Raw genomic sequence first — 20,016 nt, 5'->3', positions numbered from 1 at the left:
GTTTAAAAAGCGTATTTTAACCCTTCAACCCTTCTGGGTCACCCACTTCCTGATTGAGCTGAGCTGATGTTTGCCCGTAAGCCTCTCATACTGCTTCTTATACTCCTGCTGTTTTTTACGGTCAGCTTGCTTTTGATCTTCAATAATAAGCAGGTAAACCCTACTGTAAGCTCAACGCCTGTTAAACTGGCGCTAGTTTGGGTGCCCAATCCACAATTTGCTGGCTTTTTTCTAGCCGAAGAACTGGGCTTTTATGAGCAGGCAGGATTAACAGTTGAGTTTCTACCCTATCAAACAGAAACCTCAGTACATCAATTACTTAGCAAGGGAGCCGCAGATTTTGGAATCGATAGTCCCGATCAGGTATTAATTGCAAGAGGCCAGGGCGACCCTCTCTTAGCTTTGGCTGCTATTTTTCGGATCAGCCCCATTGCTTTTGCAAGCCATGCAGAACTTCAGGTTAAGCATCCGCACGATCTTGAGGGCTTGAGAGTTGGCACCCTGCCAGATGGCACAGCCACACTTATGGATGCCCTTCTTGCTCATAACGGGCTTCCCCTGGATGCCATTGAACGGGTTCCCATGAGTTATGAGCTGGATGCTTTTCTTGAAGGCGAGCTAGACGTCATTCCGGTTTATACGCTGGATGAACCCTTCTTGCTGGATCAAAAAGGTGTTGATTATCAGCTGCTTCTACCCCAGAACCATGGCGTTGATAGCTACGGTGATACCGTGATTGCAACTGAATCTTTTGCTGAGCAGCACCCACAAAGAGTAGAAGCCTTTATCAATGCCAGCTTGAAAGGCTGGCGCTTTATGATAGAGCATCCTGACCAGGCTCTAGAGCTTATTCAGCCCTATATGCATGAGCTTTATCAAGATCCTGAGCACCAACACTACTTGATGCAGCAGGCTGCTCCACTGATTCACTCAGGGCTAGGCCCCTTGGGGTGGATGGAAACCAATCACTGGCAACGCCTCTATGATGCCTTACAGCGCCAAGGGTTAATTGAGCAACCCTTTGATGCTCGGCAGGTTTTTACCAATCAGTTTTTGGACATCAATAATTGATGACTGCTAAGTATTTAAAAAAACTCGGTCCAGGTTATCTTTTACTCGGTGTTTGGGTTGCTGCCTTTCTGATTTGTTTGCCGCTTTTTATCTTTCACTTTATTGAACGGGAAAAGCTGGCTTTTGAGCACCTGGAAACCCTGGCTCAACACAAAACAAATGAGCTGGAAAGCTGGATGACCCGGATCGACGTTGATCTGTTGCGTTTAGCGCAATTACCGAATATCAATGCCCAGTATCAACAACTGGACCCCTTGAAGCCTGAATTACTGGACGAGTCCCTGGAAAGCTACTTAAGCCCTTTTGGGCATTTTATTGAGATCTTTTTGCTTAACTCAGCGGGCGATGTGATCTACTCCACTGACTCGGAGCAGGTGGGTAAAAACAAAGCATCTCGCCCCTACTTTATTCAGGGTATACATGCGCCTTTCATCCAAAACACTTACCATTCAGTGACTTTGCAGTCTGCGGCCATGACCCTGGCGCGCCCTTTACATGTAATGGATGGTGATCAAGTAAATCGTCATAAAATTGGGGTTATTGCCGCCAGAGTTAACCTGGATCATCTTCATAAATTGATGGCTTCAGTAACTCAAGAAAAAAACCACGGAGCGAGAAGCTATTTGATTAATCAGTATCATTTCTTCATTACTCCGCCTCAAGCAGATGCCAAGAATGACTATGTCTACCCACGAGCAACCCACAGCCAAGGAGCCAGGAAGTGTTTGCTGGATAAGCCTTTTCAGGATGTCTACCTGGATCACCGGCTTGAAAAGGTCATGGGTATAGGTCATTGGCTACCCAATTATCAACTGTGTCTTTTAGTTGAGCAGGACTACACCAGCCGTTTTTACCTACTGGCCCAGCAATTGTTGTGGTTGGTGGCGCTACTGCTTCCAATATCACTGGTTACCTGGTTGCTGTCCTCACGCATGCTGTTTTCTAGGGAGGCTCCCGAAGTAGATAAACAACAATTGGACAGTCGCTTTCTAAGCCTGCTGGGCCATGAAATACGCACACCGCTAAATGGCATTATTGGCATGCTCTCTTTGCTTCAGGAAAGCCGTTTGAACCCTGAACAGCGCCAACAAGCCAAGGTTGCTGATGCCTCGGCTCAACAACTTTTGAATTTGTTGAACCATATGATTTCACGTGCACGCCAGGGGCAAGATAGAGTGGCGCAAGATTTTCAATGGGAACAGATTACTCAACCGCTGGAGCTTTTACTGCGTAGTTTTACTCCGGCAGCCGAGCAGAAAGGCCTTAAGCTGGAACTGGAGAAAGACTTCAAGCTAGAACAGCTGGAAATAAAAACCCACCTCACTCAGCTCTTGCAAATAGTCAGTAATTTGCTTGAAAATGCAATCAAGTTTACTGAACAGGGCTCTATTTGCCTGTATATGACCAGTGTCCAGCTGAGTGGTAAACGACGCCTGATCAGAATTCAAGTCAAGGACACTGGCCCTGGGATCCCACTTGAAGATCAGCAGCGTATTTTTGATCCCTTTGAGCGCCTGGAACCCTTGCCCAACCTGCCGGTTACCAGCTTGGGGCTGGGTTTGGCCATCTGTAAGGAACTGGCAGAACACCTTAGTGGTGAGCTTCAGCTGGTTTCAACACCCGGTGAAGGCAGCCTGTTTAGTTTTGAATTCATAGCCTATGCACGAAAAGCAATGTCCAGTGCACATCAAAATCAATAATTTTGCTATGCTGTCGGCCTGCAGATTACTGCTACTGAGGTGAGCAAGTGATACGAGTACTCATAGTTGATGACCATGTTTTGGTCAGAACGGGTATTGAAAGAATCCTGGCGGATGCTGAAGGCATTGAAGTTATCGGTCAGGCAGTTGATGGTGAAGAGGCCATCAGCCTAACCCGTGAACTGGAACCGGATATTGTACTCATGGACGTGAAAATGCCTGGTATTGGTGGTGTTGAAGCGACACGAAAAATTTGCCGAGCCCACCCCAAAAGCATGGTCATTGGGTTGACGGCCAGTGGTGATGACACCTTTGTGCAGCGCTTGTTGCAAGCCGGAGCCAAGGGCTACTTGACCAAGGGCTCCAGCTACGAAGAGGTTGTCAGAGCTATCAAACTGGTGGCTTCAGGGCAGCATTATGTGGATCCAACCGTTGCCAGCGGTCTTCTGGTGCGCGACCCTAACAACACCCATAACAGCAACCCTTTCTCACAGTTATCCGACAGGGAAATGCAGGTGGCGATGATGATTGTCAACTGCCAGAAGGTGCAGGAAATAGCCGACAGCCTTTTTGTCAGTCCCAGAACCGTCAATACCTATCGGTATCGAATTTTTGAAAAGCTGGACGTTCGCAATGATGTTGAGTTGACCCATCTGGCCTTGAGACACAAGCTTGTTGATGTGACGGATTAATGAATCGCCTGAACCCATGAGCCATTTTGATAGCAAAAGTTTTCTGCAGCAGGTTACCCGTGCGCCGGGGATCTACCAGATGTATGCGGAAGACGGCAAAATTCTCTATGTGGGTAAAGCGCGAAACCTAAAAAACCGCCTGGCGAGCTACTTCCGTAGCAGCAATTTACCTATCAAAACGCAGGCTCTGGTTAGCCGTATTGCTCATATTGAAGTAACGGTTACCCGCACTGAAATTGAAGCCTTGCTGCTTGAACAGAATTTAATCAAGGCTTTGAAGCCGCCTTTCAATATTCTGCTGCGTGATGACAAGTCCTACCCCTTTCTGCACTTGAGTGATCATCCCTGGCCTGCGTTGGGTATTAAAAGAGCCAGGCATCAACGTGGACCCGGTGAGTGGTTTGGCCCCTACCCTAGTGCTAATAGCGTTAGAGACACCTTGCAACTTCTCTACAAGGTTTTTCAGCTACGTCAGTGCGATGACACTACGTTTAGTAATCGCAGTCGTCCCTGTCTTCAATATCAAATTAAACGCTGCTCAGCGCCCTGCACCGGCGAAATTTCTGCCGAAGCCTATGCTGAAGACCTGAAGCATGCCCGTCTATTAATCGAAGGCAAAAGTCATCAGGTTACTGATTTATTGGCTGAAAAGATGGAGCAGGCCGCAGCGGCCCTGGATTTTGAGAAAGCCGCCCACTATCGGGATCAAATTCAACAGCTGCGCCAATTACAAGTTCAGCAGGATGTGGATACCGGAGTTGGCGATGTTGATGTCTTTGCCTTAGTGGCCTCTGAAGGGCGCACCAGTATCAGTTTGCTTCAAGTGCGCCAGGGGCGTTTAATCGGGACGCGTCATTTCAACTTCGAAAATCCACTTGATGCCAGCGATGAATCAACTCTAACGTCCTTTGTGGCTCAGTATTTTCTGACCCGCACTTCCTTGCCGCCTGCGCCTGAAATTTTACTGAGCCATGAGCTGGAAGAGCCTGAGCTTCTCCAGGCTGCCCTGGTAGAAAAGTTTGGCTTCAAACCCCGCTTGGCTCACCGGGTTCGAACCCAAAGAGCCCGCTGGCTGGAACTGGCAATGACCAATGCTGAGCAACAGTTGACGAGTCATCGCAATAAAGAAGATCAACAGTTAAAACGCATTCAGGATCTTGAAAAGCTCTTGAACCTGGACAAGCCCATTCAGCGTTTGGAATGCTTTGATATCAGCCACAGCCATGGTGAGGCAACGGTCGCCTCCTGCGTGGTTTTTGATGAAAAGGGGCCGCGCAAACAGGATTATCGCCGCTTCAATATTGAAGGAGTGGTTGCTGGTGATGACTATGCCGCAATGAACCAGGCCTTAAAACGCCGCTATCAACGTATTAAAAAGGGTGAAGTACCCTTGCCGGATGTACTCATCGTTGATGGGGGCAAAGGCCAGCTGAATGCAGCAAGAAGCCTCCTCGAAGAACTCGATATTACCGGGCTACAACTGATTGGTGTGGCCAAGGGCACCAGTCGCAAAGCCGGACTGGAAACCCTATTTATAGAAACACCGGATCAGGCGATCAATTTACCGGGCTATCGCCCTGCTCTGCATTTGATTCAACATCTTAGAGATGAGTCCCACCGCTTTGCCATTACCGGCCATCGTCAAAGACGCGATAAGGCCCGTAAAACCTCCTTTCTTGAAGATATCAAAGGCGTTGGTGCCAAACGCCGCCAGGCTCTGTTACGCCACTTTGGCGGACGCAAGGCCATTGCTGAAGCTTCAATCGAGGCCCTGTGCCAGGTTGAAGGGATAAATCGTGCCCTTGCTGAAGAAATTCATGCTACCCTGCATCCGAATTGAAACTAGCCTGGAAGAAGCCGTCAGATGAATTTCCCGACTTTCTTAACACTCCTGCGTATTTTAGTGATTCCCTTGTTGGTCGTTATCTATTATCTGCCCTGGGAAAGCAAATACTTGGTTTGTGCCCTGCTCTTTGGAGCGGCAGCGTTAACAGACTGGCTGGATGGCTATCTCGCAAGACGCTGGGATCAGATGACACCCTTTGGAGCCTTTCTAGACCCGGTCGCGGACAAACTGATGGTTGCCGTGGCCTTGGTCGTTCTGATTGAAGCCCACGCTACCTGGGTAATGACCTTGCCCGCACTGGTTATTATTGGCCGGGAAATTGTCATTTCCGCTCTCCGGGAGTGGATGGCTGAAGTGGGTAAAAGTGCCAGCGTCGCGGTTAGCTGGGTTGGTAAGGTCAAAACCACCTTCCAAATGCTTTCCATCTTTTTGCTGCTGCTGGCGCCCCCTGGTGAATCCATTGCCTGGCTCGGTTTGGCTTTCCTTTTTGTGGCAGCACTTTTGACTCTTAGCTCCATGTATATGTATTTGAAAGCAGCACGCCCCCATCTATTGCCCCATAAACAGGAAAACAGCTAAGTTGTTGCAACTAAAGTAAAAAAACTGGGTGGTTATTGGAAAAAGGGATTGACAGGAAACAAATACCCCCTATAATGTGCCCCCAGTTGCGCGGGAATAGCTCAGTGGTAGAGCACAACCTTGCCAAGGTTGGGGTCGCGAGTTCGAATCTCGTTTCCCGCTCCAAGCAACTTAGAGGCTGGGTGGCAGAGTGGTTATGCAGCGGATTGCAAATCCGTGGACGCCGGTTCGATTCCGACCCCAGCCTCCATTTTCATTTCAAAGTAGCACTCACCGAAGTTGATCTTCCAGCCCGGATGGTGGAATTGGTAGACACAAGGGATTTAAAATCCCTCGGCCTTATGGCTGTGCCGGTTCAAGTCCGGCTCCGGGCACCAAGCAAATTAAACATTTACGAACCCTCCTGTCCTATCTAGTATTTAGACTCCTAATTTTTTCAAAATGATGAAAGAAGACCTAATCGCTTCAAATTAAACGAGAATGATGGGAGTCAACTTGCCCTTATCCAAAACAGCCGATTTTTCTGAAATTCAGCAACTCATCTATGAAATTAAGATTTGGGGAGCCGCTGGTGATGAAATCAGTTGGCAGCTGTTAAAGGCAGCGCCCTTGCCTCAGTGTTATTTCAGTCGCATCCCACTGCTGCTTGATAAAATGGATGAAAAGGTGTGCCTAGACCTCTATTACAAGCCGAGCATTCTTGAAGGGCTTCCTCCTGCTTTTACGGCTTCTTTGGTAATGGGTGGCACTAGAATTCTGGCAGTGGACTCCGGCTTGGCAGCAATGCATTTGAATAAAGTCGGCCAGGGCGAAGAGTTTTATGCTCAGAGTTTCGCCCATCCCCACCTGCATCGTGCAACAGAAACTGCGTTGCAGGGTTATGCGGAACCCCTTCCTGCCAGTGATATTGAAGACCTCTGGGAAGATTTTTTGCTTTTGGCCAATATTCTTGAAGCCCCGCCACTTAACTTTCCTGATGCTCAGCAAGGGAGGCTGCCGCTATGACTCCTGATCAAGTACAAAGCTTGCTACAGCTTGATTGCAAGGAATTGGGTGAAGGCCTGTTATTTGTGCAGTCGCCTTTGACCCTGGCTTTTGACGGCAATCATCTGGGAGCCTACCTTCAGGATTTAGGCTCTGGCCGTTACCGCCTGTCTGATAATGCAGAAACCCTATTTACTGCTATGGCCGCCGGTATGGCAATTACCAGTAAAAGACGAAAACAACTTAAAGTAGGTCTTCAGGTTCCTCCAGTCGAGCTTTCCAGTCAGGGTGAGCTGTTTTGCGTTACTGATGAGGAAGCTCTTTCCTTTGTTCTGGCTCGCTTTTTTGAGAGCCAAACTCAGTTGAGCTGCCTTCTTGCTGAATGGCTTCCGATATCCGTTCAAGAACCACTGGAAACCTGATTTTTATACAGCTATCATTGGTGCTGTATATTTAAACAGCTTTCAGGTGAGCCATGGATGTTGAAGAAATCTTTGCTTCGCTGAAAAGCGAAGCCCCGGAAAAAGCAGCGCCCAAAGCCAGGACAAGTGGCTTTCCCAGCCCGGCTGAAGACTTTGCAGGTCAGACACTTTCACTGGACAAGCATCTGGTTCGACGTCCTGCAGCCACCTATTTTTGTCGTGTTGCCGGCGATGCCATGCAAGCAGCCGGTATTCATGATGGCGACCTGCTCGTTGTCGATTCTTCTTTGACGCCACAGCATGAACAGGTCGTGGTTGCTCTGCTCTTTGGGGATCTTGTTGTGCGCAGGCTGCATAAGTCGCCAACAGCAGCCTGGTTGGTTGCCGAGTCACCGGCCGGAGGCTATCCACCCGTAGAGATTACCCAACTGGATGCTGCCGAGCTTTTCTGGGGGGTAGTGACCTGGGTGCTGCATCAGCCTTGAGCCCAGCTTTTATAAAACTGCTGGGCAGTGCGTCCACTGTAAGAGGCGCGCATACGAGCAAACATTCGAGCTTCCTGGAAAAGAGCCTCCCGGTCACCCTGATAATCAGGAAAATAACTGGCTACCAACTCTAGGTAATCATCCAGATTGCCCTGATAAAAGGAAAGGCTTAACCCAAAGCGATCCGCCAGTGAAATTCGCTCTTCCACACTATCGCTCAGATGCAGCTCTCCCCTTTCACCCACAGTCGCCTGCTGGTTGTCCTGCATATACTCGGGGACCAGATGGCGGCGGTTACTGGTGGCATAAACACAAATATTGGCTGGTGGCGGCTCCAAAGAGCCTTCCATAATAGTTTTTAAACCTTTATAGCCACTTTCCCCGGATTCAAAGCTTAGGTCGTCGCAGAAAATAATAAATCGATAGGCCAGGGTTTCCAGCTGATCGCACGCTTCGGGCAACCAGCTGAGACTCTCTCTGGGAAACTCAATAATTCTTAAGCCCTGATCATGATAAGCAGGCAAAAGTGAGCGTATCAGGCTGCTTTTACCTGTGCCCCGACTGCCCCACAAGAGGGCATGATTACAAGGTTTTCCAGCAAGAAAGCGCTCCGTATTGACCAGTAACTGCTGTTTTTGGTGGTCGATACCCAGCAGGCGCTCTAAGGGCAAAGCCTCAAAAGTATACAAAGGTTTAATCTTCTGGCTGTGCTGACGCCAGACTCCGCCATAAGCTTTTTGCCAATCAATCGCATCAATATTCATGCATCCGTCTCCAGAAATTCCTGCAAAAAATCAGCTTGACTGGAAATCGTGTAGATACCATCCAGATGTCCCCAAGAGCCTTCAATTTCGCGATAAAAACTTTTTTTGCCTAGCTCCAGAAGTAATTCATGGGTTTGCTTGGCTAAATAGGGTTGCAGCATTTGATCCTGGGTTGCTGGCAGGAACAGGCACTTGGCTTTAATTTTGGCAAGGCCCTCTTTCAAACTACTGCCCTGCCCCGCAAGAAACAGTTGATTAGCCCGGATCAGATAGAGCAGATGATTGGCATCTGCAAATTTGGTACGGGCCCGACATTCCTCACGAAAACGTTTGATCAGGCGATATTCACCCAGTAGCTGCTCAAGAGGCTCCTGCTCTAAGGGATGGTGCTGAAAAAAGGTTCGGTTGATGAGTTCTGGACTCAACGCTTGGCGATTGATTTGCATAAGGGTTTGCAGCACCCCCTGTTCGGGAGCTTTCTGGTCATAATAATCACCTTGACGCCAGTTGGGATCGGCCAAAATAGGTTCAGCCCACTGCTGTAAGCCTAGACAGGTCCATGCATCGGCCTCGCCCATACCGATCACAGAAACCATGCGTTCAACAGCATCAGGAAAATCGATAGCCCACTGTAAGGCTTGTAAGGAACCCATCGAGGGGCCTATCACGGCATGCAGGCGCTCAATGCCGAGAGATTCCATCAAGGCTTTTTGGGTAGCCACAAAATCAGCAATGGTGACAACAGGGAAGTCTAATCCCCAAGGGCGGCCTGTTTCTGGATTAATAGTTGCAGGCCCGGTGGTGATTACTTGTGGGTTAAACGGCTCCTGATTAACCAGGGTGTCACAACTGAAAATAAAATAACGGTCGGTGTCCAGGGGTTTGCCAGGGCCGATGATGGCGTCCCAGTAGCCAGGAAGAGGGTCCTCCTCCGAGTAACGGCCAGCCGCATGGCTGGAGCCTGAAAAATAATGGGTTACCAGAATTGCATTGTCCTTACGACTATTGAGGCTGCCCCAGGACTCCCAGCCCAAGCTGATTTCTGGTAGGAAACGACCGTTAAAAGTTGTGAAATCGCGAAGTTCAAAGCGTTTTTTAGTGACCAGCAACTTGTTGGCTCCCTGGCTTAATGACATGTAAAGAAGGTTCTGCTTTGCCAGCTATAGGAATCAGAGCTAAGATGTTGCTACATTCAAGAAAAGTAGCAGGAGATTCCAAGTGACTGAAGGCGTTAAGCATATTATCGCAGTAGCTTCGGGTAAAGGTGGCGTAGGTAAAAGTACCGTCACTGCCAATCTCGCTCTGGCCATGGCGGCTCAGGGCATGCGAGTGGGTGTGCTGGATGCCGATATTTATGGTCCGAGTCAGGCGCAGATGTTTGATGTGCCAAGCGACCAAAAGCCCAAATCTGATGATGGCCAGACTTTTGACCCGGTAACCGCTAAAGGCGTTCAACTGATGTCGATGGCTTTTCTGGTTGACCAGAAAACCCCGATGATCTGGCGAGGCCCTATGGCTTCAGGTGCTTTTCAGCAACTGTTAAACCAAAGCCGTTGGGATAATCTGGATTATCTATTTATTGATATGCCACCAGGCACAGGTGATATTCAGCTTACGATGGCGCAAAAGGTTGAAGTCAGTGGCGCGGTTATTGTGACTACACCACAGGATATCGCTTTGCTGGATGCCAAGCGCGGCATAGAGATGTTTAGACAGGTTAAGGTGCCCGTTTTGGGTGTTGTTGAAAACATGAGTCTGCATACCTGTTCTCAGTGTGGCCACAGCGAGCCTATTTTTGGGGAAGGTGGTGGCGAACGTATTGCCAAAGAATACCAAACAGAGCTGCTGGGTCAGTTACCTTTGGCGCTATCGATTCGTGAGCAGATGGACAAAGGGCACCCTAGTGTAGAAGTTGATCCTGAAGGACCGGTTGCTCAGGTTTTTGCCAAGATTGCCCAAAAAATTCGTTCAGAAATGGACAACAAGGAAGAAACCTCTGGACCTAGCATTTCGTTCAGCGACTAAGTTCAGTTAAACGGGCATAAGGAAGTGCCCTGCCTTGGCAGCAGGAAAAAGGCTTTAAGGAGAAAAACAATCAGGGAAGGAATTGGTGGAGCTAAGCGGGATCGAACCGCTGACCTCTTGCATGCCATGCAAGCGCTCTCCCAGCTGAGCTATAGCCCCACAAGCTGAAGAGGCTCGAATTATATAGCTCCCTGTTCAGCTGTCAAGCCTCACCTGCCAAATTTCCATAAGCCCAAACCACCCATCAGCAAACAAATGGTGCCCGTTACATAATACTGCCAGACGGCTTCAGGGGTTTCCCCGGTAATTTCACGTATCAGGCGAGTATCCAGCTGCTGCTGTAGATCATAGCCCCAGTAAATTAAAATCGCGCCCATCAGGATTAACACCAAGCTGATAGCTCTTCTCATCAGGATTTCCTTTGTTCAAAGTAATGGCTCAAGGGTTGGTCGAAAAGTTGTTTTTGTTGCTCTTCGAGCTGTTTATGGGTGCTCTGAAGGAGTGTGAGGTCAGCCAGGTTCTCTGGCCAGTCTTCAGCAGGGGGCAGGCGCCAGGGTAGCTGTTCCAACCAATCAGAGAAGGTAATATGGGCGAAATTACAGCCAGGAAGCCATTCCTGACGCTCAGCGTCAAAAACAATCCAGTGCCTTTCCTGTAGCCAGGCCAATTCTTCCTGCCATAAATCAGAGCTTTCATTGCCGGCCAGATTGCGTAAACGGTTTTCTTCCAAGCCCTCTCCGCGGCCAAAGGCATCCCAAAGCACGCGCAGAACGACCAGGAGTTGCAAGCCCGGCTCCAGCTTTTCAGACACCTTTTCTTCTTCGGGAAGGCCTCTTAGAGCCACCCATTCGGCACACAGCAGGATTAGCATCCAGGACACATACATCCAAAGCAGAAACAAGGGAAAGGCTGCAAAAGCACCATAAACCAGCTGATAGTTAGGAAAGTTGGTTACAAACCAAGTGAAGCCAGCTTTGGCCATTTCAAACAATAAAGCCATCGCCATACCCCCTAAGGCTGCATCCTTAAAGCGTACCCGGCAGTGGGGTACTGCCCAGTAGAGAAGCGTGAACGCCAGGGCACTAAATACAAAAGGCAGGTAATTCCACAAGACCACGCCGCCACCAATGGGGTCGGTAACCTTTTCCAATAGAGGCAAGGAAGTCAGATAAGAGCTGAGAACCAGGCCTGCACCAAGCAGTAAAGGGCCCAGGGTTAATACCGTCCAATAAATTAAAAAAGCCTGCAGTCCTCTTCTTGGCTTTTCAACGCGCCAAATAGCATTGAAGGCTTTTTCAATATTGATGATCATCAACCCTGCTGTGACAATCAAAAAGGCCACCCCGACCAAGGTTAGCTGCCGTGCCTGTTCGGCAAAGTTACCCATGTAGTCCTGAACAACTTGGCCGGTTGCCGGTACAAAATGATCAAACAGCATGCTTTGAAGCTCATCACCAACCCCCCTAAATACCGGCAAGGCAGCCAGCATGGAATAGGTGACTGTTAAGAGCGGCACCACAGCAAAGAGTGAGGTATAAGTCAGCGCTGCTGCATTGCGTGGGCAGTCATCTGTGATAAATCGTTGAAACACTGCATGCAAAGCCTTTATCGGTGACCAAGTCAGTATCAGTGCGTAGAGCTCGGCAATTCTTTGCATGGGCAAGGTTCCTTCAAAGCGGTCAGACAGTTAGAATAGTGCCAGTTTATCACTGACCAGAGAAAGGCAACAATTCAATGACTGCTCGTCTGCTGCATAATCCACGTTGTTCCAAATCCCGTCAGGCACTACAGCTGCTAGAAGAAAAAGGACTTAGCTTTGAAGTGCGTAAATATCTTGATGAGCCTTTGGATGCTACTGAATTGAAACAGCTGTTAAAGCAGCTGGATATGAGTGCCAGAGACCTGATGCGCAAAGGCGAAAGCGTCTATAAAGAGCTTAACCTGGCTGATTCATCTCTTACAGAAGAGCAGCTCCTTCAGGCCCTGGTTGGACACCCCAAGCTCATTGAGCGCCCTATTTTGATCAATAACGGCAAGGCTGTTGTTGGGCGCCCTCCCGAGCAGGTTCTGGATATTATTGAACTCTAAGGATTATTGGATGGATCTTCCCTATATACTGGTACTCTATTATTCTCGTCATGGCAGCTTAACTAATATGGCCCGGGAAATGGCGCGCGGTGTTGAACAGGTTGCAGGCATGGAAGCGCGCTTAAGAACCGTACCTTCGGTTTCGCCGGTTTCTGAAGCAACCCAGCCACCGATTCCTGAAACCGGAGCTGTTTATGCCACTGAAGAGGATTTGCGCCACTGCTCAGGCTTGCTGCTCGGTAGCCCGACTCGATTTGGCAACATGGCTGCTCCCATGAAGTATTTTATTGACTCAACCAGCGGGCTTTGGCTATCCGGAGCGTTGATTGATAAACCCGCCGCCACCTTTACCTCGACCTCCAGCCTGCATGGTGGTCAGGAAACCACCCTGCTATCCATGGCGCTTCCGCTGCTTCATCACGGCATGCTTTGGGCGGGTCTACCCTACTCCAATAGTGAGCTGGTAACGACTCGTGATGGTGGAACACCCTATGGTGCCACCCATGTTGCAGGCAGTAAAAACACTTCCGAATTAACAGCAACAGAAATCAGCCTTTGTCGCGCACAGGGCAAGAGAATTGCACAGCTGGCTAAAAAGCTGTCTGCACACTAGTCGTCTCTTACCAGAATTCATCAACTCAAGGTCTTATTGTGAAAGCTGCTCAACCCCTCCCCAAGCGTGAACTGGAAATGAAGCTCAAAGTCAGCCGAATACTGACTTTAATCTGCTATTTTGGCCTTCTGGTGACGCTGTTACTGGGGCTGGTTCTCTTCCCGCCACCTGAAGAAGCCCGTTTTGCTGTGATTCTAGGTGTCCTTTGGGTGCCTTTATTGGTCTTTTTTCCCTTCGTATGGCTTAAAAAGCCCCGCCCCCATATTTGGCTGTGTTTTGTCAGTTTGATTTATTTCATGCAGGGCACGACCACGGCCTTTGTACCTGGCAAAGCAGGTATAGGCTTTGCTCAGGCACTCTTTGCATTAATACTTTTTACGGCGGCCATGCTCTATGGACGCTGGCGCGCCATGCAGTTACGCGGAGCCTACCTGGATTAATCAGCAAGAGTCATATCCAGTAGGAGACGCACAACTTCTAACCAGGCTTCCTGTTCGCTTCGACCTGAACGTAGCGCCGAGGCCTGGGCACCGATCTGCAAATGAGCACTGGTGCCCCGGCCCAGAATTTTGACGCAGGTTTCCAGCTCTTCCAGACAACCCATGGCCTTGGCATCCTCTTGCAGCATGGCAACCATTTCCAGTAGCAGCTGCTTATAAGGGCGGATTTCACCTGTACCCAAATCCACCAAGCCGGCATCGGTTCCATAGCACTGAGCTCGCCAACGATTTTCATTGATCAACATCCGGGCATAGCTCCGCCAGCGTTGATTTTTCAGGCGCAGTCGATAGAAATAGCGCAGCAAGCAGCGATACAGGGCTGCTATAGCCACTGAGTCATCAACTCGGGTGCAGGAATCAGCAACCCGCATCTCCAAGGCTTCATGACGGCTGGAAGGCCGTAAATCCCACCAAAGACGGGAAATATCTTCAATAAGGCCTGATTTCACCAATACATTGGTGTGGGCTTCAAAATCAGCCCAGGAATCAAAAAGATCAGGCAGGCCGGTGCGTGGTAACTCGGAAAAAGCACTGATCCGGTAGCTTTTCAGGCCGGTATTGGCTCCCAGCCAGAAAGGCGAACTGGTCGACAGGGCAAGAATATGAGGAACAAAATAGGAAACCTGATTCATAAGATCAATGCGCAGATCCGGGTCCTCGATCATCACCTTCACCTGCATGCCGCAGGTCAGCAAACGCCTGGATAGATCGCGTAGTTCAAGCACCATGCCGTGCTGTTGCCCGTCTTGGGTTTGTCGCTGCCGGTGCCAATCTGCAAAGGGATGGGTGCCAGCGGCCATAGGCGCCAAACCAAATTCACTGGCCAGATCAGCCAGTTGACGACGCAATTGCCAAGCTTCCTTGCGCATTTCAACCAGGCTTTCATGAAAACTGGTTGAGGTTCGTATCTGAGCGCCAAGGAATTCGGGACGAATTTTCTCACCCAACTGCTCACGAAGGCGTCTGACCAAGTCTGCTGGTTGCTCAACGATTACATCCAGCGTTTGCAAATCGACCAGTAGAAACTCTTCTTGAAGCGCAGTTGCAAAAGTCGGTGGTTTTTGGGAAGGGGGAATAACCTGACTATGGAACATATGAACTCCATGTACAATGAAGTTCATATTTTAAAGCTTAGTGGCGGGATTCCAATCTTATTTGTCAGCTATGCGACCAAAAGAGAACGGACCTTTTGTCGCACCGGGTCAGAGCTTAGGGCAGCTGCAAGCTAACCAAGCCCAGTCGATGAACTTCGTGAGCAATGTCCGGGTTTTTCAATTCCCGCATTCTGCTGATCACCTTGTCGAGCAAAAGATCTGGCTCACCGGGTTCAGGCAGCTCTGCAACACCAACAGATGAATGAATACGCAGTGTTGGAAACTCAGAATATTTAACTTTACCCAGAGCTTTGCTGATTTTTTCGGCAATCTGTAGGCCATCGTGCTGACCTTTGTTGGGCATAAGCACACAGAGCTTGCGTCCACTAAAGCGGGCACAGATATCATCACGGCCAGCGCAATGCTGTAAAAGACTGCCCATATTTTTCAGGACCCGGTCGCCTATGCTTTGACCAAACTGCTCGTTGATCTCATGAAGATTCTTCATATCAATAGCCAGAAGGGTCAAGCGCAGGCCACTTGGGCCAACCTGATCAATCAGCTCGCGGAACAGCTGCAAAAAAGCATCCCGCTGGTAAAGATGGGTGGTTTTATCTTGACGGGATTCTATTTGGGCATCTGCCAGAAGGTTGTGTACTTGATCGGTCACTGCAACCCGTTCAGCAATGTCGCGACCATTAGCCACAACATAAGAGCGCCCTTCAAAGTCAAGCAGCTGGATTCGGAATTCAAAGTCGTGATCTGATCCTATACTGCGCCTGACTGGGGTGACCAGAGTCATGCCTTCGCCAATATCAATATATTGCAGGTTTTCCAGTATCCCTTCCAGCTCGCCATCTGTTAGTTCCGGTAGGAAGCTAAAAGGCCCCTGCTCCATAAGTTCATCAACGGTTTTTCCCAGCCAGGCAGCGCCGTGTTCGTTGATAAACAGTAGGCTACGATCCCTCGGATCGAGTACCAGTACCAGATCCAGAGACTGTTGCAGGATGTGGGCAATTTCTTGTTCAGAAATCTTGGCCAAGATGCTTTCCTTCTGCTGCTATAGATAATAATGACATAAACAAGCCATCAGCTTCTAGATTTATAGTTCAACTGAATGCCGGAAGCAAGACATCCCGAACAGTCAAATTACCACTTTAATGCTTGGCGCACAAAAGGAATCGTCAATTTCCGCTGTTCCTTAAGGCTGGCATCATCCAGTACATCCAGGGTTGAAAAGAGGCCGCTCAGGCGCCTGGGGCTACGGTGAAGCAGATAACGGGCCACCTCATCAGGCATTTGCAATCCCCTTTGACTGGCCCGCATTTTCAACGCAGCCAGCTTGTCTTCATCTTCAAGGGTTTGAAGTTGATAGGTCAAGCCCCAAGCCAGCCGGGAAGCCAAGTCCGGCAGTCTAATTGGCAGGTGGGACGGGCCTGACAGAGCGGTTATTAACAGCATCTTGCCTTGTTCGCGAAGACGGTTGAAAAGATGGAAAAGAGCCTCTTCCCAAGCTGGAATACCAGCGACTGCATCCAGGTCGTCCAGGCAAACCACTTCCTGATCAAGCTGATCCAGCTGCTGGGGTGCTTCGCCTGCTTTTTCCTGTAGGGACACATAGGCTGCGGTCAGCCCTTGATTTAAAGCCTGGTGGTAGCTGGCTTGCAATAAATGGGTTTTACCGCTGTCCTGCTTTCCCCAAAGAAAGACATAACGAAAATCGGGCTGTTCAAGCATTTCGGGCAAATGAGCCGCAATTGCAGGATTTTTACCCAGATGAAAATTGGAAAACTGGGCTGCATCTTGCAAATTGACACTTAATGAAAGCTGAACTGGTCCGCTCATGGTGATTCCTAGTTGGCCTGCCATTCAAACCAGGCATCAACCTGTCTGAATAAGCTGGGTTCTTCACTTGAAGTTCCAAGGTCCTGATCCAACTGCTGGGGCTGCAGGCCGAAGTTCTGATCACCCGATTGTTGCAGGCTATAAAAAGAAGCTTCGGTCAGACGGCCATCCAGACTCAAGTTGGCACGCAGTTGATTCATCCCGCCTCGCAAATCCACTTTCAACAACAATTGGTCATCCTGCACTCTGACCAGCTCAACCGAATTGGTCAGCGAAAGACCGCCCAGATAATCCATCAGCTGGGCAAAGTGGCGTATTTGGCGGATATTGGTGATTGCCAGATGGTAAACCCCGGCTCCCTGATCTGGTGAGCTGGCATAACGCTCAGAAAGAGACTCGGCCACAAAGTTAACCCCCGTGGTCAAGGCTTCCCCCAGAGTGCCTGCATTGGTTCTGCTTGCTACCCGGTCCAGCCCTGTAAACAGCTGCCAATTAACAGCCCAGGTTCCTGATGAGGGGTAAATGCGTCCAATAGCAACCGCATCGGGTTGGTAGGTTTGGCTGGCAGCTAGAATTTCACGGCTAAATCCACCCCAGATATCTGAAAGCAGTGAAGAAGGCAGCTGCTCTTCAGAAGCAGGTAGAAGCATGGGGATGCCCCTTTCTTCGGCCAGATCGACAAGTAGTTCACTTAAGGATTCATTACTTTCAGGGGTGACCAGATAGCGCCCCTGGCGGCCTTGTAAGGCAATAAAAAACAACGTTTTAGGACGACTGGCATCCCACACCGGAGCCTGCATGCGTTGCAGAAGGTTGTTGATGGCACTGGGATCAAAATCCAGCTCCAACTGATGGGCTCTGACTTGCTCCCCGGCTTCATTTTCAATTAATTCTTGCGTGCTTTGGTAGCTATACTGACTGACCCAACGCTGGGCGTTGCTTAGCTCGCGCCAAAGCTCATAGTGTTCATGCTCACGATAGCTGGCATAGGGCTCAGCATCCTGGCCTTCTTCCCGTGCCTTTTGGAAGTCATCCGGTGGCATCTTTTCCAGGACCGCCTCAGTCCCTGAAACCCGAACCAAAAGACGTTGCAATAACTGATTAGCTGTTTTTGCGCGTGTCCTATCACTGGTATCCGGTACCAAAGTCTGAAGACTGTAGAGATTATCGACGCGGTCCGCATAAAGTGGCTGGCTGGCAACCAGGCATAGAAAAAACAGAAAACTTATAGAGGGGGCAGCCTTGATCAGTTTCACCTTGCTCATCCGTTGGTCTGTGCAGTTTTATGATTAAGCAAACTATTTTAACTCAGACGACCCATCTTCGTGGAGCCTGAAGCATCTGGATGCTAGAATACGCAAGTTTTTTGGCCTTGCCCATTTTTACCGACTGATTTTTCCAATGCAGGACACTCCATGAGCCGTAGCAAAACACCGATTACCTATAAAGATGCTGGCGTTGATATCGATGCTGGTAATGCCCTAGTTGAACGTATTAAAGGTGTTGCCAAGCGCACCAGTCGCCCCGAGGTCATGGGTGGCCTGGGTGGTTTTGGAGCCCTTTGCCAACTTCCCGCTGGTTATAAAGAGCCCCTACTGGTCTCAGGCACCGATGGCGTGGGCACCAAACTTCGCTTGGCAATGGATCTAGGCCAGCATGACACTATTGGTATCGATCTGGTTGCCATGTGTGTTAATGATTTGATCGTTTGTGGTGCCGAGCCTCTCTTCTTCCTCGACTACTACGCCACAGGCAAACTTAATGTTGATGTAGCTGCTGATGTTGTCACCGGCATAGGCACTGGTTGCGAGCAAGCGGGCTGCGCCCTGGTGGGTGGCGAAACAGCCGAAATGCCAGGTATGTACGAAGGTGATGATTATGATCTGGCCGGTTTTTGCGTCGGTGTCGTCGAAAAATCGCAAGTTCTGGATGGCAGCAAAGTCGGTGAAGGCGATCTGCTGCTGGGTTTAGCCTCCTCTGGCCCCCACTCCAACGGCTACTCGCTGATTCGTAAACTCCTGGAAGTCAGTGGCGATTCCTTGGATATGCAACTGAGTGATGGCAAGACTCTGGCTCAGGCGCTGATGGAACCAACCCGCATCTATGTTAAGCCTCTACTGAAACTGCTTGGTCAAAACCAAGGGGTTCACGCCCTGTCTCATATTACCGGTGGCGGCCTCTACGAAAATATTCCTCGTGTTTTGCCTGAAAACTGCAAGGCCAACCTGGATTTGACTCATTATCAGCGTCCAGCTGTTTTCGATTGGATGCAGGATGTGGGTCAGGTGCCTGAAAAAGAAATGTACCGCACCCTCAACTGTGGCATCGGCATGGTCTTGGCTGTGGCAGCCGACCAGGCAGCCAGCGTTCAGAGCTTGCTGGAAGCTGAAGGTGAACAGGTTTTCCAGTTGGGGCGCATAGAAACACGTGCTGCCGGCGAGGAACAGGTTGAAATCAAGGGGTTGAAGGAATGATCTATTCCAGCCAGCCTGCTGAAGGGCGTCGTCTGGTTGTTCTTATTTCCGGTAATGGCAGCAATCTTCAAGCTTTGCTTGATGCTCAGCAATCAGAAGAAGGCCTGGGTGGTCAAATCGTTGCAGTGGTAAGTGATCAGGCCGATGCCTATGGTTTGGAAAGAGCGCGCCAGGCCGGTGTCGCTGCCGAGGTTTTACCAGCTGGCACTTATACTAGCCGCGAAGATTATGATCAGGCATTGATTCGCCTGATTGATGATTACCAGCCGGATTTATTGGTGCTGGCAGGCTTCATGCGCATCCTCTCACCAGCCTTTGTACTGCGCTATCATGGTCGTCTGCTCAACATCCACCCTTCGTTGTTGCCTAAATACAAAGGGCTGCATACTCATCGTAGGGCTTTGGAAGCAGGTGATAATGAGCATGGTGTCAGCATTCATTTTGTCACCGAAGAGCTGGATGGTGGCCCTTTAGTGATTCAGGCCAAGGTGCCGGTGGAAGTGGATGACGATGAAAAAACTCTGGCCAGACGTGTTCAGGTCAAAGAGCACCTCCTCTACCCCATTGTGGTGCGCTGGTTTCTTCAGGGGCGTTTGCAGCTCCAGGGCGATCAGCCGCAGTTGGATGGTCAGCCTCTTCCAAAATCAGGTGTTTTATACCAGGAAAGCGCCTAAAAACAGTGGCTTTCTCTGGACAGGCGGCCAGCTGCCTGTCATCATTTTACTTTTACAAACTTGCCTCCGGCCTGCGGTGGGAAAGTGTCGCCTTCGTTTGGCGGCCGCCACCAAAAGAAAGGAATGCAAGCCAGTTGAACCAAGTGTCCTCTCGTAAGGG

General features: G+C 49.7%; 22 protein-coding genes and 4 tRNA genes. 17 read left to right on the top strand and 9 right to left on the bottom strand.

Annotation, left to right across the window (positions count from 1 at the left end; translation table 11 throughout):
• Positions 1–201: 201 nt before the first annotated feature.
• From BM185_RS03550 to BM185_RS03500, 11 genes are all read left to right on the top strand, one after another.
• On the top strand, positions 202–1,071 hold the full coding sequence (locus BM185_RS03550) for an ABC transporter substrate-binding protein (protein ID WP_177203458.1): 870 nt from the start codon (positions 202–204) through the stop codon (positions 1,069–1,071).
• A complete protein-coding gene (locus BM185_RS03545) occupies positions 1,071–2,771 on the top strand; it encodes a sensor histidine kinase (protein ID WP_091959321.1) in 1,701 nt (566 codons plus the stop codon). The genes BM185_RS03550 and BM185_RS03545 overlap by 1 nt, the downstream gene beginning before the upstream one ends.
• Positions 2,772–2,818: 47 nt before the next feature.
• Positions 2,819–3,463 (top strand): response regulator, encoded by a 645-nt coding sequence (locus tag BM185_RS03540; protein ID WP_091959318.1) that lies wholly within the window; start codon positions 2,819–2,821, stop codon positions 3,461–3,463.
• A 16-nt stretch (positions 3,464–3,479) separates the two neighbouring features.
• Entirely contained in the window at positions 3,480–5,303 is a 1,824-nt protein-coding gene (gene uvrC / locus BM185_RS03535; protein WP_091959315.1) for an excinuclease ABC subunit UvrC, read from the top strand.
• A gap of 24 nt (positions 5,304–5,327) precedes the next feature.
• A complete protein-coding gene (gene pgsA, locus BM185_RS03530) occupies positions 5,328–5,888 on the top strand; it encodes a CDP-diacylglycerol--glycerol-3-phosphate 3-phosphatidyltransferase (RefSeq protein WP_091959312.1) in 561 nt (186 codons plus the stop codon).
• Positions 5,889–5,978: 90 nt separating this feature from the next.
• A tRNA-Gly gene (locus BM185_RS03525) sits at positions 5,979–6,053 on the top strand.
• An 11-nt stretch (positions 6,054–6,064) separates the two neighbouring features.
• A tRNA-Cys gene (locus BM185_RS03520) sits at positions 6,065–6,138 on the top strand.
• Between the two features lie 40 nt (positions 6,139–6,178).
• A tRNA-Leu gene (locus BM185_RS03515) sits at positions 6,179–6,265 on the top strand.
• 118 nt (positions 6,266–6,383) lie between these two features.
• Positions 6,384–6,893: a hypothetical protein gene (locus BM185_RS03510; RefSeq protein ID WP_143089474.1), complete on the top strand. Its 510-nt coding sequence runs from the start codon at positions 6,384–6,386 to the stop codon at positions 6,891–6,893.
• Positions 6,890–7,294, top strand: coding sequence for a DUF1828 domain-containing protein (locus tag BM185_RS03505; RefSeq protein ID WP_091959307.1), 405 nt, complete (start codon positions 6,890–6,892; stop codon positions 7,292–7,294). The genes BM185_RS03510 and BM185_RS03505 overlap by 4 nt, the downstream gene beginning before the upstream one ends.
• A gap of 53 nt (positions 7,295–7,347) precedes the next feature.
• Positions 7,348–7,779, top strand: a complete 432-nt coding sequence (locus tag BM185_RS03500; RefSeq protein ID WP_091959304.1) for a LexA family protein — start codon at positions 7,348–7,350, stop codon at positions 7,777–7,779.
• On the opposite strand, the gene BM185_RS03495 is transcribed toward BM185_RS03500, so the two are convergent.
• Together BM185_RS03495 and BM185_RS03490 are read right to left on the bottom strand one after the other, a co-directional pair.
• Positions 7,770–8,543 (bottom strand): ATP-binding protein, encoded by a 774-nt coding sequence (locus BM185_RS03495; protein WP_091959301.1) that lies wholly within the window; start codon positions 8,541–8,543, stop codon positions 7,770–7,772. The two genes, BM185_RS03500 and BM185_RS03495, sit on opposite strands and share 10 nt — an antisense overlap.
• Positions 8,540–9,679, bottom strand: a complete 1,140-nt coding sequence (locus BM185_RS03490; RefSeq protein ID WP_091959298.1) for an E22 family MetX-like putative esterase — start codon at positions 9,677–9,679, stop codon at positions 8,540–8,542. Before BM185_RS03490 ends, BM185_RS03495 begins: the two co-directional genes overlap by 4 nt.
• Before the next feature lie 82 nt (positions 9,680–9,761).
• Between BM185_RS03490 and apbC the strand changes: the two genes are divergently transcribed.
• Positions 9,762–10,568: an iron-sulfur cluster carrier protein ApbC gene (gene apbC / locus BM185_RS03485; protein WP_091959295.1), complete on the top strand. Its 807-nt coding sequence runs from the start codon at positions 9,762–9,764 to the stop codon at positions 10,566–10,568.
• Positions 10,569–10,651: 83 nt separating this feature from the next.
• Here the strand turns inward: apbC and BM185_RS03480 are convergent.
• From BM185_RS03480 to BM185_RS03470, 3 genes are all read right to left on the bottom strand, one after another.
• Positions 10,652–10,727: transfer RNA gene (locus BM185_RS03480), tRNA-Ala, on the bottom strand.
• Between the two features lie 50 nt (positions 10,728–10,777).
• Entirely contained in the window at positions 10,778–10,978 is a 201-nt protein-coding gene (locus BM185_RS03475) for a DUF3185 family protein (RefSeq protein WP_091959292.1), read from the bottom strand.
• The gene (locus BM185_RS03470; RefSeq protein ID WP_091959289.1) at positions 10,978–12,225 is read right to left on the bottom strand and encodes a YihY family inner membrane protein; all 1,248 of its coding nucleotides are present in this window, start codon (positions 12,223–12,225) and stop codon (positions 10,978–10,980) included. The genes BM185_RS03475 and BM185_RS03470 overlap by 1 nt, the downstream gene beginning before the upstream one ends.
• Before the next feature lie 77 nt (positions 12,226–12,302).
• Here BM185_RS03470 and arsC point away from each other — a divergent pair, with 77 nt between their 5' ends.
• From arsC to BM185_RS03455, 3 genes are read left to right on the top strand one after another with little or no spacing between them, the layout of a single operon-like run.
• The gene (gene arsC, locus BM185_RS03465) at positions 12,303–12,656 is read left to right on the top strand and encodes an arsenate reductase (glutaredoxin) (protein WP_091959286.1); all 354 of its coding nucleotides are present in this window, start codon (positions 12,303–12,305) and stop codon (positions 12,654–12,656) included.
• A 10-nt stretch (positions 12,657–12,666) separates the two neighbouring features.
• Positions 12,667–13,269, top strand: coding sequence for an NAD(P)H:quinone oxidoreductase (wrbA, locus tag BM185_RS03460; RefSeq protein WP_091959283.1), 603 nt, complete (start codon positions 12,667–12,669; stop codon positions 13,267–13,269).
• A gap of 38 nt (positions 13,270–13,307) precedes the next feature.
• Positions 13,308–13,709 (top strand): DUF2069 domain-containing protein, encoded by a 402-nt coding sequence (locus BM185_RS03455; RefSeq protein ID WP_091959277.1) that lies wholly within the window; start codon positions 13,308–13,310, stop codon positions 13,707–13,709.
• On the opposite strand, the gene BM185_RS03450 is transcribed toward BM185_RS03455, so the two are convergent.
• The 4 genes from BM185_RS03450 to BM185_RS03435 all read right to left on the bottom strand — a co-directional run bounded on the left by BM185_RS03450 (position 13,706) and on the right by BM185_RS03435 (position 17,973).
• Positions 13,706–14,863, bottom strand: coding sequence for a carboxylate-amine ligase (locus BM185_RS03450; protein WP_091959274.1), 1,158 nt, complete (start codon positions 14,861–14,863; stop codon positions 13,706–13,708). The genes BM185_RS03455 and BM185_RS03450 overlap by 4 nt on opposite strands.
• Before the next feature lie 115 nt (positions 14,864–14,978).
• Positions 14,979–15,905 carry a GGDEF domain-containing protein gene (locus BM185_RS03445; protein ID WP_091959271.1) on the bottom strand — a complete coding sequence of 309 codons (927 nt, stop codon included), beginning with the start codon at positions 15,903–15,905 and terminating at the stop codon, positions 14,979–14,981.
• Between the two features lie 107 nt (positions 15,906–16,012).
• A complete protein-coding gene (hda, locus tag BM185_RS03440; RefSeq protein WP_091959269.1) occupies positions 16,013–16,708 on the bottom strand; it encodes a DnaA regulatory inactivator Hda in 696 nt (231 codons plus the stop codon).
• Between the two features lie 8 nt (positions 16,709–16,716).
• Positions 16,717–17,973 (bottom strand): DUF2066 domain-containing protein, encoded by a 1,257-nt coding sequence (locus BM185_RS03435; protein ID WP_091959266.1) that lies wholly within the window; start codon positions 17,971–17,973, stop codon positions 16,717–16,719.
• A 150-nt stretch (positions 17,974–18,123) separates the two neighbouring features.
• On the opposite strand from BM185_RS03435, the gene purM reads away from it, so the two are divergent.
• Both purM and purN read left to right on the top strand, forming a co-directional pair.
• Positions 18,124–19,182 (top strand): phosphoribosylformylglycinamidine cyclo-ligase, encoded by a 1,059-nt coding sequence (gene purM, locus BM185_RS03430; RefSeq protein ID WP_091959263.1) that lies wholly within the window; start codon positions 18,124–18,126, stop codon positions 19,180–19,182.
• Positions 19,179–19,856 (top strand): phosphoribosylglycinamide formyltransferase, encoded by a 678-nt coding sequence (gene purN, locus BM185_RS03425; protein ID WP_091959260.1) that lies wholly within the window; start codon positions 19,179–19,181, stop codon positions 19,854–19,856. Before purM ends, purN begins: the two co-directional genes overlap by 4 nt.
• Positions 19,857–20,016: the final 160 nt, after the last annotated feature.

It is taken from the genome of Marinospirillum celere (assembly GCF_900112235.1).
Taxonomy (GTDB): domain Bacteria; phylum Pseudomonadota; class Gammaproteobacteria; order Pseudomonadales; family Halomonadaceae; genus Marinospirillum; species Marinospirillum celere.
Note: the sequence above shows the minus strand (reverse complement) of the source record. Positions and strands in the feature narration are given on the sequence as shown.

What these genes read in the sequence shown, in the direction of transcription:
- BM185_RS03545 (WP_091959321.1), top strand. Translation starts at nt 1,071, where the DNA reads ATGACTGCTAAGTATTTAAAAAAACTCGGTCCAGGTTATCTTTTACTC.
- uvrC (WP_091959315.1), top strand. Translation starts at nt 3,480, where the DNA reads ATGAGCCATTTTGATAGCAAAAGTTTTCTGCAGCAGGTTACCCGTGCG.
- pgsA (WP_091959312.1), top strand. Translation starts at nt 5,328, where the DNA reads ATGAATTTCCCGACTTTCTTAACACTCCTGCGTATTTTAGTGATTCCC.
- BM185_RS03505 (WP_091959307.1), top strand. Translation starts at nt 6,890, where the DNA reads ATGACTCCTGATCAAGTACAAAGCTTGCTACAGCTTGATTGCAAGGAA.
- BM185_RS03500 (WP_091959304.1), top strand. Translation starts at nt 7,348, where the DNA reads ATGGATGTTGAAGAAATCTTTGCTTCGCTGAAAAGCGAAGCCCCGGAA.
- BM185_RS03495 (WP_091959301.1), bottom strand. Translation starts at nt 8,543, where the DNA reads ATGAATATTGATGCGATTGATTGGCAAAAAGCTTATGGCGGAGTCTGG.
- BM185_RS03490 (WP_091959298.1), bottom strand. Translation starts at nt 9,679, where the DNA reads ATGTCATTAAGCCAGGGAGCCAACAAGTTGCTGGTCACTAAAAAACGC.
- BM185_RS03475 (WP_091959292.1), bottom strand. Translation starts at nt 10,978, where the DNA reads ATGAGAAGAGCTATCAGCTTGGTGTTAATCCTGATGGGCGCGATTTTA.
- BM185_RS03470 (WP_091959289.1), bottom strand. Translation starts at nt 12,225, where the DNA reads ATGCAAAGAATTGCCGAGCTCTACGCACTGATACTGACTTGGTCACCG.
- arsC (WP_091959286.1), top strand. Translation starts at nt 12,303, where the DNA reads ATGACTGCTCGTCTGCTGCATAATCCACGTTGTTCCAAATCCCGTCAG.
- wrbA (WP_091959283.1), top strand. Translation starts at nt 12,667, where the DNA reads ATGGATCTTCCCTATATACTGGTACTCTATTATTCTCGTCATGGCAGC.
- BM185_RS03450 (WP_091959274.1), bottom strand. Translation starts at nt 14,863, where the DNA reads ATGTTCCATAGTCAGGTTATTCCCCCTTCCCAAAAACCACCGACTTTT.
- hda (WP_091959269.1), bottom strand. Translation starts at nt 16,708, where the DNA reads ATGAGCGGACCAGTTCAGCTTTCATTAAGTGTCAATTTGCAAGATGCA.
- BM185_RS03435 (WP_091959266.1), bottom strand. Translation starts at nt 17,973, where the DNA reads ATGAGCAAGGTGAAACTGATCAAGGCTGCCCCCTCTATAAGTTTTCTG.
- purM (WP_091959263.1), top strand. Translation starts at nt 18,124, where the DNA reads ATGAGCCGTAGCAAAACACCGATTACCTATAAAGATGCTGGCGTTGAT.
- purN (WP_091959260.1), top strand. Translation starts at nt 19,179, where the DNA reads ATGATCTATTCCAGCCAGCCTGCTGAAGGGCGTCGTCTGGTTGTTCTT.